The following is a 13,303-nucleotide window of genomic DNA, read 5'->3' as shown; positions in this document are numbered from 1 at the left end:
AGCCGCTTCCGCACGGCCGGTCCGGACCCCGCCCCCTTCCCGCGGCGGTGGCCGGACCGGCCCGTCGGCGTTCCGGCCCGACGTGGCACAGACCGCCCCCGGGGCCCGGCCCTAGCCGACCGCCCTGATCAGCAGCACGGCGATGTCGTCGAGGCGTTCGTCGCCGTCCACCTCGCGCCGGACCTCGCGCACGAGACGGTCGGCCAGTTCGTCCAGCGGCAGGTCACCCGCCTCGGCCAGCCGCCGGCCCAGGTCCGCCAGGGCGTCCTCGAAGTCCGTGCCGGGCGACTCCACCAGCCCGTCGGTGTAGAGGACGAGCAGCGAGCCGGGCGGCAGGGCGACTTCCGTCGTCGGGTACACCGCGGAGGCGTCGATGCCGAGGAGCGGGCCGCCGGCCAGGTCCAGGACGCGCACCCGGCCGTCCGGGCGCCTCAGCAGCGGCGGCGGGTGCCCGGCCCGGGACATCACCGCGCGGCCGTGCGCCGGGTCCAGCCGCAGGTACAGGCAACTGGCGAACAGGTCGGAACCCAGGTCCAGCAGCAGCTGGTTGGTGCTGCGCATGACCTCCTCCGGCGCCTGGCCCACGGTGGTGTACGCACGCACCGCGGTACGCACCTGCCCCATCAGCCCGGCCGCGGTGACGTTGTGGCCCTGCACGTCCCCGATCACCGCCGCGGCCAGGCCCTGACTGCCCACCAGGTCGTAGAAGTCACCGCCGATCTCCATGCCCCGGGTGGCCGGCAGATAGCGGCCGGTGGCCTCGATGCCGGGCAGCGCGGGCAGCGAGTGCGGCAGCAGCGCCTCCTGCAGGCCGTGCGCGAGCCGGTGCTTGGCGTCGTAGAGCAGCGCGCGCTCCAGCGCTTGGGCGATCAGCCCGGCCAGGCTGGTCATGATCGCCCGTTCCTCGGTCGGGAAGGGGTGCGGCTCGGCGTAGGAGAGCACACAGGTCCCCACGGGCCGCCCCTGCGCGATCAGCGGCAGGTAGGCCCACGCGGCGAAGCCGTCCGGAGTGGCGTGGCGCGCCGGATACAGGCGCTCCAGCTGCTCCTGCGACTCGAAGAAGGCGGGCACGCCGGTCCGCAGCACCTGGGTGCCGGGTGTCGGCTCGGTCAGGGGCAGGCCGTCGAACTGCTCCACCACGTGCGCGTCCGGGTACCCGCGGTGCCCGAGCACCCGCATCCGGTTCGCCCGCGACCCCAGCAGCACCAGGGCCTGGCTGCCGACGGCCGGGGCGATCTCGTCGGCGACCAGCTGCACCACGTCCTGCACCCCGACCGCCTCGGTGAGCGCGCCGGCCAGGTTCAGCACCTGCGAGATGGTGACCAGCCGGGAGGGCGTCCCCTCGGGCGGCGGCACCGCGCGGTTCATCTCCGACACGGCCCGGGAACGGGTGATGCGCACGCTCAGGCCGGTGGTGCTCGGGTGGAGCCGGAAGGACAGCCATTCACCGGGCGGGCGCAGCGCCACGAACGAGGTGCTGTGCTGGCTCATCAGGGCGGCCCGGTAACGGTCCTCGTACACCGGGTCGTTGAGCCAGGGCACCGACGCCCACAACTGGGTGCCCAGCAACCGGCTGACGGGGACGTTCAGCAGCTCGGCCGCCGCCGCGTTGACGAAGCCGATCCGGCCGTGCAGGTCCAGGGAGACCAGGCCGTAGGGGAGCCGGCCGACCATCCGGGCCGCCTCGACCGTGCCCAGCGAGCCCGCCATGCCGCCCACCAGGGGAGCGGCCACCAGGTCCGTCTCGGGGTGCGGCGGGACGCTGTGCTCGGCGGCCCGCTGCAGCCGTACGGCCAGCCGCCCGCACGCCGCCGTCAGATGGTCGCGCTCGTGGTCGGACAGCTGCGGCGGGTGCGCCCCCGGCCAGGTCACGAACACCGCGCCGTAGACGGTCGAGTCGGTGGCGACCGGCACGGCCGCCAGCGCGAACGGGTAGGGCAGGACCATGGCGATGCGGGGGTAGCGGCGGGCCATCTCCTCCTCGCCGCCCACCCAGACCAGACGCCGCTCGCGGGCCGCGTCGGCCACCGGGATGGGTGCGCTCAGCCCCACCCGCTCCCAGGGGGCGGCGAACGCCCGGGGCAGACCGGCCATCACGGCCATCTCCAGCACCGGCTGGTCCCGTGCGAGCAGGTAGACCGCACCGGAGTGGGCGTGCACCTCGTCCATCATCGAGGCCAGCGCGAGCGACAGCAGGGGGCGTCCGACCGGCATCCTGGAGGTCGCCGGCGCCTGCGGGGACGCCTGACCGTCGGACACGCCGACCACCTCCTCGCACCCGCCGGGCCCAGAACAAATCTGCCCCCTGGCGGGCCGTCCCGCACGACGAACCGCGCCGCACCGGCCGCCGCACGCGGGCCGCCCGGGACTCCCCGGCCCCGTACCGGGAGCGGCGACGCGTCCGGTGCCCCCTCGGCGGCGGCGTCCGCGAGGCCCGTGCACGGACCGCCCACAGGGGCTGCGCAGGGGTCCCATAAGCGCTGTAATGGCCAACGTGGTCAGTCAGGGCGCCCCAGAACGCGGAACGCGGACCTCGCGTGTCGAAGGTGCCCTCCAGGCGATCGCGGCCGATCAGGAATCACCCGAACGGGTGCGCCGCGTCCTCGAACAGGCCCTCGTCTACGCGGGTGCGGTCCTCGCCGCCGTGTACGCCCCCGGCAACGAGGGCGACATGCTGTGCCTGGTGGAGTCGGCCGGAGCACCGCGGACCCTGTACGGACTGCGCGACAGCTATCCGCGCGCCGGACGCTCCCCGGTCGCCGAGGCGCGGCGCACGGGACGGCCGGTCGTGCTGGACCCGGTGGACCTGGCCGGCCACGCCCAGGCACGGCGCGTGGCCGCCGGGGACTTCCACCTCCTCGCCCTGCCGCTGCCCGCCTCGGGCGCCGACGAGGGCGGCTGCCTGCTCGCCGTGACCGAACGCGCCGGCGGGTTCGGCGCCGAGGACCGGGCCTGCCTGGAACGCGTCGCCGACGCGGTCGCCCTCACCGCCCCCACGGCCCCCGCCGAGGGCGCGGAGCTGCCGCCGGGGGCGTTCAGCCTCGCCATGGACAGCGGTCGCGTCCGCGTCGGGGACGATCTGCTCGCCCTGTTCGGACTGGATCCGGCCGCGTTCGACGGCCGGGTGGAGACCCTGCTCGGGCTGGCCGTGCCCGAGGACCTGCCGTCGCTGATGTCGGTCGTGGAGGCCGACCACATGTCCATCGGCGACCGGGAGCTGGAGTTCCGGGTGCTCCAGCCCGGCGGACCGCCGAAGTGGCTGCGGCTGCGCGGGCGCCTGGTGCCCGGCGGGGACGGCCGCCCCGCCCGGCTCGTCGGCACCGTCGCGGACGTGTCCACGCTGCGCTCCGACGTCACCGACGTGGCCCGCGTCCAGCGTCTCGCCGCCGCCCTGGCCACCGCCGTCACCGTCCGCGACGTCGGCAAGGCCGTCGTCGCCGCCCTGCGCCGCCCGCTGCGGGCCGACCGGATCGCGCTCGCCGAGCTGGAGGGTGACCGGCTGGTCGTCACCGTCCTCGACCCGCCCGAACCCGAGGCCTGGCCCGAGGTGTGGCGCACCGAGTGGCGCGGCGAGTGGCCCGACGCGCCTGTGCGCTCCATGCCGACCCTGGCCGCCGCGCTGCGCGAGGGCCGGGCCCGCAGCTGGCCCGCGGGCAGCCCCCTGGAGCCCCCCCTCGCCGAGGTCGGTCCCGGCGGCCTGGCCGTCCTGCCGTTGCCCGCCGGGAACCGCATGGCCGGCGCCTGCCTGATCGGCTGGGACACCCCGCACGACTTCGGCTCCGACGAGCGCGCCCTGCTCACCGCCTGCGCCGGACTCGCCGGGCAGGCCCTGATGCGGGCCCGGGCCTTCGACGCCGAGCACGAGCTGGTCGGCATGCTCCAGCGCCAGCTGCTGCCCCGCCGCCTGCCCCGGCTGCCGGGTGCGGTGGCCGTCGCCCGCTACCTGCCCAGCACGGCGGGGCTGGAACTGGGCGGCGACTGGTACGACGTCATCCCGCTCCCCGACCACCACGTCGCCCTCGTCATCGGCGACGTCCAGGGGCACAGCGCCGGCGCGGCGACGCTCATGGGCCAGATGCGCACGGCACTGCGCGCCTACGCCGTCGAGGGGCATCCGCCCGACGTGGTGGTCGCGCACGCCAACCGGCTGCTGATGGACATGGAGAGCGAGCTGTTCGCCACCTGCTGCTACGTCGACGTCGACCTGGAGGAGGGCGCCGCCTGGTGCGTGCGCGCCGGGCACCTGCCGCCCGTGCTCCGCCAGCCGGACGGCCGCACCGAGATCGCGGAGGCCGAGGGCGGCCCGCCGCTGGGCGTGATCACCCAGGCCGAGTACCCGATGAGCCCGCTCCGCCTCCAGCCCGGCACGCTCATCGCCCTGGCCACGGACGGGCTGGTCGAGACGCCCGAGTCGGACATCGACCAGGGCATGGCCCGCCTGGCCGCGCAGTTCGCCCGCACCGCCCCCACCGATCTGGGACTGGTCGCCGACGCCCTTCTCGGCAACGCCCCGCGCAGCGACGACGTGGCCCTGCTCCTGCTGCGCTACGACGGCATGGACCTGCGCCCGCTGCGGGAGAGCTGGACGGTCTGGCGGGTGCCCCAGGCGGTCGGGCACGCCCGCCGCTTCGCCCGGCGCACGCTGCGCTCCTGGGGCGTCACCGCGGACCAGGACGCCGCCCTGCTCGTCGTCTCCGAACTCGTCACCAACGCCCTGGTGCACACGGACGGGCAGGTCCGCATGGACCTCACCCTCATCAACGACCGCCTGCGCATCGCCGTCGCCGACGCCTCCCCGCGCACCCCGGTACGACCGAGGAGCATCGGCTGGGAGGCCACCGGCGGCCGCGGGATCCTGCTCGTCGAGGCGCTGTCGGCCACCTGGGGGACGCTGCCGGTCAGCGGCGGCAAACAGGTGTGGGCGGAGCTGCCGCTGGGACGCTGAGCGCCCCGGGCCCGCGGGTCAGCCCAGCCGCTTCAGCAGCTCCTGCGCCAGCGGCGCGGAGGACGCCGGGTTCTGGCCGGTGACGAGGTTGCGGTCGGTGACCACGTGCGGCGCCCAGGGCTCACCGGCGCGGACGAGCAGGCCGGCCTCGGTGAGGCGGTCCTGGAGCAGCCAGGGGGCACGGTCGGCGAGACCGCCCTGGATCTCCTCGGCGTTGGTGAACGCCGCGACCTCGTGGCCGGCGAACGCGTTCACCCCGTCGGGCCCGACGGCGGCCAGCAGCGCGGCCGGTCCGTGGCAGACCACACCGAGCGGCATCCCCGACTCCAGGGCGCGGACGAGCAGCCGCCCCGAGTCGCCGTTCACGGCCAGGTCCTCCATCGGGCCGTGACCGCCGGGGTAGAAGACGGCCGCGAACTCCTCCACCCGTACGTCCTCCAGCCGCACCGGCCGGCGCAGCCCGGAGAAGGACGCGAGGGCCGCCGCGATCCGGTCGGCGTTCTCCCGGCCGCCGTTCACCTCCGGGGCGAGCGACGCGCGGTCGACGGTGGGCACGACCCCACCGGGCGTGGCCACGACGACCTCGTGGCCGGCGTCCCGGAAGGCCTCGAAGGGGGCGACGACCTCCTCGGCCCAGAAGCCGGTCGGGTGGGCGGTGCCGTCGGCCAGCGTCCAGGTGTCGGCGCCGGTGACGACGAAGAGGATCTTCGACATGGGGGAACTCCAGGGACCAGGGATACGAGCCGCGGTCGGACACCGCGGCGATGACTCGGACAGTGACGACCGTAGGACCGTGGACCCCCGGCCTTCCAATGGAACTTTCCATACCTGCCATAGGAATTTCCATGGCACCGAGCGGTACTGTCGGCTCTCGTGAAGTCTCTCGACCCCGTCGGCTCCGCCGGTACGCCCGCCCAGCCCGACCTCAACCTCCTGCGGACCTTCCTGGCCGTCTACCGGTCCGGGTCCTTCACGGCCGCCGGACAGCTGCTCGGCCTGTCCCAGCCGACCGTCACCACCCAGATCCGCTCGCTGGAGCGGCAGACCCGCCGGGAGCTGTTCGAACGCCTGCACCGCGGCGTCGCCCCCACCGCGGTCGCCCACGACCTCGCGGCCCGCGTCGCCGCCCCGCTCGACGCGCTCGCCGAGGTGACCGGCCACGGGCGGCGACGCGAGGCGACCGCCGAGCCGGTCCACCTGGCCGGCCCCGCCGAGCTGCTCGCCACCCGGGCCCTGCCCGCCCTGGCCCCGCTCGTCACCGACGGCGTGCGGCTGCGCGTCACCACGGGCCTGACGGAACCGCTCCTGGAGGAGCTGCGCGCCGGACGCCACGACCTGGTCGTCTCCACCACCCGGCCCCGCGGCCGCACCCTGTCCGCGGTGCCGCTGACGGACGAGGAGTTCGTCCTGGTCGCCGCGCCCGAGTGGGCCGGCCGCGTCCGGGAGCGCCTGGCCGCCGAGGGGCCCGCCGCCCTCCACGACGTCCCGCTGATCGCGTACGCCGAGGACCTGCCGATCGTGCGGCGCTACTGGCGGCACGTCTTCGGCCGCCGCCTGAACGGCCGCGCCGCCGTCTCCGCGCCCGACCTGAGGGCCGTCCTCGCGCTGGTCGCCGCGGGAGCCGGCTTCAGTGTGCTGCCGCGCTACCTGTGCGCCGCCGCACTGGACTCCGGCGCGCTCGTCCTGCTCGACGACCCCGAGGACGCGCCGATCAACACCGGTTTCCTCGTCCAGCGGCCCGGGACCCCCGGCAACCCGCACGTGGTCCTCGTCCGTGACCGGTTGCTGGCAGCGGCCCGCGACTGGTGAGGAGGCGGGCCCGGAACCGGTGGCCCTGCACCGGTGCCCGACAGGCGACCCCGGGTCAACGGGCGTACACCGCACGGGAGTCGGAGCGATGACCGTCCCGTGCGGGCCGCGGGTGTTTGCCCGGTTCGTCACCGGACACCCGAAGAGGAGCGGAAACAGAAGGAAGATGATGAGCCGTGACGTCCATGGACCTCCCCGAGAAGCCCGCCGCCCGCCGCCCCGAGACCGGCTGGTCGACGGCACGCCGCCTGCACGGCAAGAGCCCGGTGCGCACCTGCCTGCCGGCCGTCGAGGACCGGGCCACGGCAGGAGCGGCCCACGCCGGGCCGGAGTGGAACATAGTCCGGGGTGAGGACTGACCGCCCGCCGGACGAACGCGCGGTGACGATCCGGGCAACTCCGCACGTCGGCAACCCGCCGAAGTGATGTTCACAACCGCCGGATCGCGACTAAGGTGAGCCCAATGAAGGCTCTCGTGCTGTCCGGTGGTGCAGGTGCACGGCTGAGGCCGATCACCCACACGTCGGCCGCACAGCTCCTGCCGGTGGCCACCGGCACCCACCGCACCCCCCGACGGCCGTCCGCGCGCCGCGACTTCACCGCCCGCCGCACCGGGACCGTCGCCCGGTGCCCGGGCGGACGGGCCTGCGGGAAGCCGCCCAAGCGGCACGGCGCCCGAGGGCGCGCATGAGGTGGCTGGTCACCGGCGCGGGCGGCATGCTCGGCCGCGACGTCGTCGAGGAGCTGACCCGCCGCGGCGGGACCGTGACCGGGCTCGACCGCGCCGCCCTCGACATCACGAACCCCCGCGCCGTCGATGCGGCGGTGCGCGAGCACGGCCCCGGCGTGGTCGTGAACTGCGCCGCGTACACGGCCGTCGACGACGCCGAGACCGCCGAGGCGCGGGCGCGGGAGGTCAACGGCGACGGCCCGCGGCTGCTGGCCCGGGCCTGCGCCGCGCACGGCGCGCGCCTGATCCACGTCTCCACGGACCATGTCTTCTCCGGCGTGGCCCGCACCACCCCCTACCCGGAGGACCACCCCACCGGCCCGCGCACCGCCTACGGCCGCAGCAAACTGGCCGGGGAGCAGGCCGTGCTGGAGGAACTGCCCGGCGCGAGCGCCGTGGTACGCACCGCGTGGCTCTACGGCGCCCACGGCCGCAACTTCGTCCGCACCATGATCGAGCTGGAGTCCCGCCGCGACACCCTCGACGTCGTCGACGACCAGCGCGGGCAGCCCACCTGGAGCGCCGACGTGGCCGAGCGGATCGCCGACCTCGGCCCCCGGCTCGCCACCGGCGGACACGGCGTCTTCCACGCCACCAACCGCGGCGAGGCCAGCTGGTACGAGCTGGCCCGCGAGGTGTTCTCCCTCATCGGCGCCGACCCCGACCGGGTGCGCCCCACGAGCAGCGCGGCCTTCCCGCGGCCCGCGCCCCGCCCGGCGTACAGCGCCCTCGCACACCGCCGGTGGCCGGAGATCGGCCTGCCCCGGCCACGTGACTGGCGCACCGCCCTGCACGAAGCACTGCCCCGTATCCGCAAGGAAGGTCTCCCTCGTGAAACGCCATGAGTTCCTCCGGGAACTGCACAAGGTCAGCGCCAACCGGAACTACCTGGAGATCGGCGTCAACGACGGGCGCAGCCTGACGCTGTCCCGCGTGCCCAGCATCGCGATCGACCCCGCCTTCAAGGTGGTCTCCGAACTGCGCTGCGACGTCCACCTGGTGAAGGCCACCAGCGATGACTTCTTCGCGCGGGACAACCCCCTGCAGCACCTCAAGGGCGGCCGCCACCCGCTGCGCAACCTGCGCCGCGGCCGCAGCCCGATCGGCTACTGGCGCCGCACCACGCTCGACCTGTCCTTCATCGACGGCATGCACCTGTTCGAGTTCGCGCTGCGCGACTTCATGAACGTCGAGAAGTACTCGGACTGGTCGAGCGTGATCGTTCTGGACGACATGCTGCCGCGCAGCGTCGACGAGGCGGCCCGGGACCGGCACACCGACGCCTGGACGGGCGACGTCTACAAGATCACCGAGGTGCTGGCGCGCTACCGCCCCGACCTGGTCACGGTCCTGGTGGACACCGCCCCCACCGGGCAGCTCCTCGTCTTCGGCGCCGACCCGGCCAACCGGGTGCTGCACGACAAGTACGACGAGATCATGGCCGAGTACAAGGTGCCCGACCCGCAGAAGGTGCCCGAGGCGATCCTGGAACGGGCCGGTGCCGTGCGCCCCGAGGCCCTGCTGGAGGCGGGCTTCTGGGGTCCGCTCACCCAGGCCCGCAACCGCGGCCTGTCCCGCAGGATCGGCTGGGAGCCGCTGCGCCGCTCGCTGGAGCAGGTCGGCGTCAGCCGCTGACCGCACCGGACACGCCGCAGGCCCGGACGCCGTACGCGTCCGGGCCTGCGGCGCGTCCGCAACCCCGTGCCCCGGCGGACCTCCGGCGGCGGCCGTACGCTGAGCACGTGCGTCTGCTGCTCATGTCCGACACCCATCTGCCCAAGCGGGCCAAGGTGCTGCCCGCCCCGCTTCTCGAGGAACTGCCGCGGGCCGACGTCGTGTTCCACGCCGGGGACTGGGTCGACGCGGACACCCTCGACCTGCTGGAGGACCGCTGCCGCCGGCTCGTCGCGGTGTACGGCAACAACGACGGCCCGGAGTTGCGCGCGCGGCTGCCCGAGGTGGCGTACGCCGAGCTCGGCGGGGTGCGCTTCGCGGTGATCCACGAGACCGGGGCCAAGCAGGGGCGGGAGGCACGCTGCGCCGCCCGGTTCCCCGGCCTCGACGTGCTGGTGTTCGGCCACAGCCACATTCCGTGGGACACCACGGCCCCCTCCGGTCTGCGCCTGCTCAACCCGGGCTCGCCGACGGACCGCCGCCGGCAGCCGCACTGCACGTACATGACCGCCAGGGTCACCGACGGCCGGCTCGGCGAAGTGGAACTCCACCGCCTCCCGCCCCGCGCACCGGCCCGACCGCGCAGGCGCGGCGACGTGGCGTGATCCGCCCAGGGGCCGGGACGAGCACCGGCCCCGGACAACCGGCAGGCCGCCACTGTCCGACGGGGATGGGCCCGGCTCGTCGCCGCGGGCCTTGCCACGGACGAGGAGATCGGGGGGCACCACGCCTGCTGTGGCTCGCCGAGGATCGGCATTCGGCCGCAAGGCAGTTGGCACCGCACCGTGGGGTCAGCCGTCGACGGGCGGGTGTACGGCGCCCCGCGTCGTACTGAGCGGTGCTCCGCTGCCGCCCCAGCGCATCGCCACGATCTCCGCGGCGACGGACACCGCGACCTCCTCCGGGGTACGCGCCCCGAGGTCCAGCCCGACCGGTGAGCGCAGCCGTGCCAGCTCCCGCCGCGTCAGGCCCGCCGCGGCCAGCCGCTCCGCCCGCTCGGCATGGGTGCGGCGGCTGCCCATCGCCCCGATGTACGCGGCCGGCCGGCGCAGCGCCTCGGTCAGCAGCGGCACGTCGAACTTGGGGTCGTGGGTGAGGACGCAGACCACCGTGCGCTCGTCGGTGTCCGTGCCGCGCAGGTACCGGTGCGGCCATTCGGCGACCACCTCGACACCCTCGGGGAAGCGCCGGGGCGTGGCGAAGACCGGGCGGGCGTCGCAGACGGTGACGCGGTAGCCGAGGAACAGGCCGATCCGCGCCACGGCCGCGGCGTAGTCGATCGCACCGAAGACCAGCATCCGCGGCGGCGGCGCGAAGGACTGAAGGAAGACCCCGACGGAGTCCTCACGGCGCTGCCCCTGGGGCCCGTAGTGCCGCAGACCGCCCGCGCCCAGGGCCAGTTCCCCGCGGGCGTCGGCGGTCACGGCCGCGTCCAGCCCGCTCGCGCCCAACGTGCCCGATACCGAGTCGGGACGGACGGCGAGGGCCGCACCGAGGCGTGCCGGCCCCCCGGTGATCGTCGCCAGCGTCACCGGCGCGCCGGCCGCGACGCAGTCCGCGACCGTGCCGAGGGCCGGGTCCAGCGCGGGCGTGACGGGACGCACCAGCACGGTGATCTCGCCGCCGCAGGTCAGTCCGACGGCGAAGGCGTCCTCGTCGCTGTAGCCGAACGTCTCCCGCCGCGCCTCGCCGTCCGCCACCGCCTCCCGGACCAGCTCGAACACCGCGCCCTCGACGCAGCCGCCGGACACGCTGCCCACGACCTCGTCGTCCGGCCCGACCGCCATCGCGGCGCCCGCCTCGCGCGGCGCGCTGCGGCTGACCTCGACGACCGTCGCCAGGCCGAACGGGATCCCGGCCGCGTACCAGCGGCCGAGCACCGGCAGCAGATCCCGCACGAACCGCTCCTCTCCTCGACCGCCCCCGGGTACCCCCCGCGGCGGACAAAGCCGTTGCTGCCCCCCGGGACGATCTGCTGCACTGCTCAGGACAGCGCGTCATCGAGTCCGAGGAGCCGCACAGATGCGTCCAGCGTTCATGTCCCTCCGGTCCCACACGGTTCTCTTCTCGAAGGACATGACGCTTCGTGCCCACGCTCAACCTCGGAATCCTCGCCCATGTCGACGCCGGTAAGACCAGCCTGACCGAGCGGCTGCTCCATTCGGCCGGGGTCATCGACCGGATCGGCAGCGTCGACGACGGCAGCACCCGCACCGACACCCTCGCGCTGGAGCGCCGGCGCGGCATCACCATCAAGTCCGCCGTCGTGTCGTTCCCGCTGGACGGCGTGAGCGTCAACCTCATCGACACCCCGGGGCACCCCGACTTCATCGCCGAGGTGGAGCGCGTGCTGGGGGTGCTCGACGGCGCCGTCCTGGTGATCTCCGCCGTCGAAGGGGTGCAGGCGCAGACGCGGGTGCTGATGCGCACCCTCGAGCGGCTGCGCATCCCGACGCTGCTGTTCGTCAACAAGATCGACCGCGGCGGGGCGCGCCACGAGGAGGTCCTGCGGGAGATCGCCGCCCGGCTGACCCCGGCCGTCGTCCCCCTCGGCTCCGTCGCCGGCCTCGGCACCCGCGCGGCCCGTGCCACGCCCGGGCCCGGCCCGGCCGCCGCCCTGGACGTGCTGGCCGAGCACGACGACGCCCTGCTGACCGCCTACGTCGAGGACGCGGTCACGCCCGCGCTCCTGCACCGCTCCCTCACCGCGCAGACCCGGCAGGCGCTCGTCCACCCCCTCTGGTTCGGCTCGGCGGCCACGGGCGCCGGCGTGGACGCGCTGCTGTCCGGGATCGGGCGGCTGCTGCCCCCGGGGGACGGCGACGGCGACGGGCCGCTGTCCGGCACCGTGTTCAAGGTCGAGCGGGGTCCGGCGGGGGAGAGGATCGCCTACGTGCGGATGTTCTCCGGCACCCTGCGCACCCGCGACCGGATCCCCTTCGGGACGGACGGCGCCGAGGGCCGGGTCACCGGCATCAGCGTCTTCGCCCGGGGCACCGACACCCCCGCGGACCGCGTCGGCGCCGGGCAGATCGCGCGCGTCACCGGCCTGACCGGCATCAGGATCGGCGACCCGGTCGGCGAGGCGGGCACGGAGTACGCGCACGTCTTCGCCCCGCCGACGCTGGAGACGGTCGTGGTCCCCGGACCCGGTGCGCACCGCGGGGCGCTGCACCTGGCGCTCACCCAGCTCGCCGAGCAGGACCCGCTGATCGGCCTGCGGTACGACGAGCGCCGGCGGGAGAGCTCGCTCTCCCTGTACGGCGAGGTGCAGAAGGAGGTCGTCCAGGCCACGCTCGCCGAGGAGTACGGCCTCGACGTCGGCTTCCGCGAAACCACCCCGCTGTGCGTCGAGCGGCTCACCGGCACGGGGCAGGCCGTGGAGTTCATCGACAAGGACCCGAACCCGTTCCTCGCCACGGTGGGTCTGCGCGTCGAGCCCGCACCGGCCGGCTCGGGCGTCGGCTTCCGGCTGGAGGTGGAGCTCGGGTCCATGCCGTACGCCTTCTTCAAGGCCGTGGAGGACACCGTGCGCGAGACCCTGGAGCAGGGCCTGCACGGCTGGCGGGTTCCCGACTGCGTCGTGACCCTGACCCACTGCGGCTACTGGCCCCGGCAGAGCCACGCCCACCAGGGGTTCGACAAGAGCATGTCGAGCACGGGTGCCGACTTCCGGGGCCTGACCCCGCTGGTGCTGACCGAGGCGCTGCGCCGGGCCGGGACGCGTGTGCACGAGCCGGTGCACCGCTTCCGCCTCGAAGCGCCCGCCGACACCCTGGGGGCCCTGCTGCCGGTCCTCACCCGGCTCGGGGCCGTACCGGAGACGACGCACACCCGGGACGACGTGTGCGTCCTGGACGGCACCGTGCCCGCCGCCCGGGTGCACGACCTGGGGCAGCGGCTGCCCGCACCGACCCGGGGCGAGGGGGAGCTGGAGAGCGCGTTCTCCCACTACGCGCCCGTCACGCACGGCGCGGTCCCCGAGCGTGCGCGCACCGACCACAACCCGCTGAACAGGAAGGAGTACCTGCTGAACGTGACGCGCCGGGTGAGCGGCTGAGCAGGGCGGGAACGCCCATGGCACCGGCGGCCGGCGGTGCCGGCGGCAGGCGGTGCCGGCCGGCGCCCGCCGGTCACCGTGCGGG

Annotated in this window: 10 protein-coding genes and 1 pseudogene; 8 read left to right on the top strand and 3 right to left on the bottom strand. The window is 75.0% G+C overall.

Translation table 11 applies throughout. The features are described 5' to 3' along the window. Positions 1-111 precede the first annotated feature (111 nt). Positions 112-2,259 (bottom strand): SpoIIE family protein phosphatase, encoded by a 2,148-nt coding sequence (locus tag ACH4C6_RS07135; protein WP_398107500.1) that lies wholly within the window; start codon positions 2,257-2,259, stop codon positions 112-114. Positions 2,260-2,485: 226 nt separating this feature from the next. Between ACH4C6_RS07135 and ACH4C6_RS07130 the strand changes: the two genes are divergently transcribed. Continuing rightward, positions 2,486-4,945, top strand: coding sequence for a SpoIIE family protein phosphatase (locus tag ACH4C6_RS07130; RefSeq protein ID WP_398107499.1), 2,460 nt, complete (start codon positions 2,486-2,488; stop codon positions 4,943-4,945). Between the two features lie 18 nt (positions 4,946-4,963). Here ACH4C6_RS07130 and ACH4C6_RS07125 read toward each other — a convergent pair whose 3' ends face one another. Beyond that, on the bottom strand, positions 4,964-5,659 hold the full coding sequence (locus tag ACH4C6_RS07125) for a type 1 glutamine amidotransferase domain-containing protein (RefSeq protein ID WP_398107498.1): 696 nt from the start codon (positions 5,657-5,659) through the stop codon (positions 4,964-4,966). Between the two features lie 159 nt (positions 5,660-5,818). Here ACH4C6_RS07125 and ACH4C6_RS07120 point away from each other — a divergent pair, with 159 nt between their 5' ends. The 6 genes and pseudogenes from ACH4C6_RS07120 to ACH4C6_RS07095 all read left to right on the top strand — a co-directional run bounded on the left by ACH4C6_RS07120 (position 5,819) and on the right by ACH4C6_RS07095 (position 9,763). Next, on the top strand, positions 5,819-6,754 hold the full coding sequence (locus tag ACH4C6_RS07120; protein ID WP_398107497.1) for a LysR family transcriptional regulator: 936 nt from the start codon (positions 5,819-5,821) through the stop codon (positions 6,752-6,754). A gap of 176 nt (positions 6,755-6,930) precedes the next feature. Continuing rightward, a complete protein-coding gene (locus tag ACH4C6_RS07115) occupies positions 6,931-7,113 on the top strand; it encodes a hypothetical protein (RefSeq protein ID WP_398107947.1) in 183 nt (60 codons plus the stop codon). A gap of 104 nt (positions 7,114-7,217) precedes the next feature. Beyond that, positions 7,218-7,304, top strand: a pseudogene (locus ACH4C6_RS07110) (sugar phosphate nucleotidyltransferase); the annotation flags it as partial. A gap of 137 nt (positions 7,305-7,441) precedes the next feature. Next, positions 7,442-8,329 carry a dTDP-4-dehydrorhamnose reductase gene (rfbD, locus tag ACH4C6_RS07105; protein WP_398107496.1) on the top strand — a complete coding sequence of 296 codons (888 nt, stop codon included), beginning with the start codon at positions 7,442-7,444 and terminating at the stop codon, positions 8,327-8,329. Beyond that, positions 8,316-9,119: a class I SAM-dependent methyltransferase gene (locus ACH4C6_RS07100; protein WP_398107495.1), complete on the top strand. Its 804-nt coding sequence runs from the start codon at positions 8,316-8,318 to the stop codon at positions 9,117-9,119. Before rfbD ends, ACH4C6_RS07100 begins: the two co-directional genes overlap by 14 nt. A gap of 107 nt (positions 9,120-9,226) precedes the next feature. Further along, the gene (locus tag ACH4C6_RS07095) at positions 9,227-9,763 is read left to right on the top strand and encodes a metallophosphoesterase family protein (protein WP_398107494.1); all 537 of its coding nucleotides are present in this window, start codon (positions 9,227-9,229) and stop codon (positions 9,761-9,763) included. Positions 9,764-9,949: 186 nt separating this feature from the next. Here ACH4C6_RS07095 and ACH4C6_RS07090 read toward each other — a convergent pair whose 3' ends face one another. Continuing rightward, positions 9,950-11,056 (bottom strand): XdhC family protein, encoded by a 1,107-nt coding sequence (locus ACH4C6_RS07090; RefSeq protein ID WP_398107493.1) that lies wholly within the window; start codon positions 11,054-11,056, stop codon positions 9,950-9,952. 188 nt (positions 11,057-11,244) lie between these two features. Between ACH4C6_RS07090 and ACH4C6_RS07085 the strand changes: the two genes are divergently transcribed. After that, positions 11,245-13,218, top strand: a complete 1,974-nt coding sequence (locus tag ACH4C6_RS07085; protein ID WP_398107492.1) for a GTP-binding protein — start codon at positions 11,245-11,247, stop codon at positions 13,216-13,218. Positions 13,219-13,303 lie beyond the last annotated feature (85 nt).

It is taken from the genome of Streptomyces sp. NPDC017943 (assembly GCF_044328425.1).
Classification (GTDB): domain Bacteria; phylum Actinomycetota; class Actinomycetes; order Streptomycetales; family Streptomycetaceae; genus Streptomyces; species Streptomyces djakartensis_A.
This window is presented reverse-complemented; position numbering and strand designations above follow the sequence as displayed.

Excerpts from the sequence above, each read along its gene's own strand:
- ACH4C6_RS07130 (WP_398107499.1), top strand. The coding sequence starts at position 2,486 with ATGGCCAACGTGGTCAGTCAGGGCGCCCCAGAACGCGGAACGCGGACC.
- ACH4C6_RS07125 (WP_398107498.1), bottom strand. The coding sequence starts at position 5,659 with ATGTCGAAGATCCTCTTCGTCGTCACCGGCGCCGACACCTGGACGCTG.
- rfbD (WP_398107496.1), top strand. The coding sequence starts at position 7,442 with ATGAGGTGGCTGGTCACCGGCGCGGGCGGCATGCTCGGCCGCGACGTC.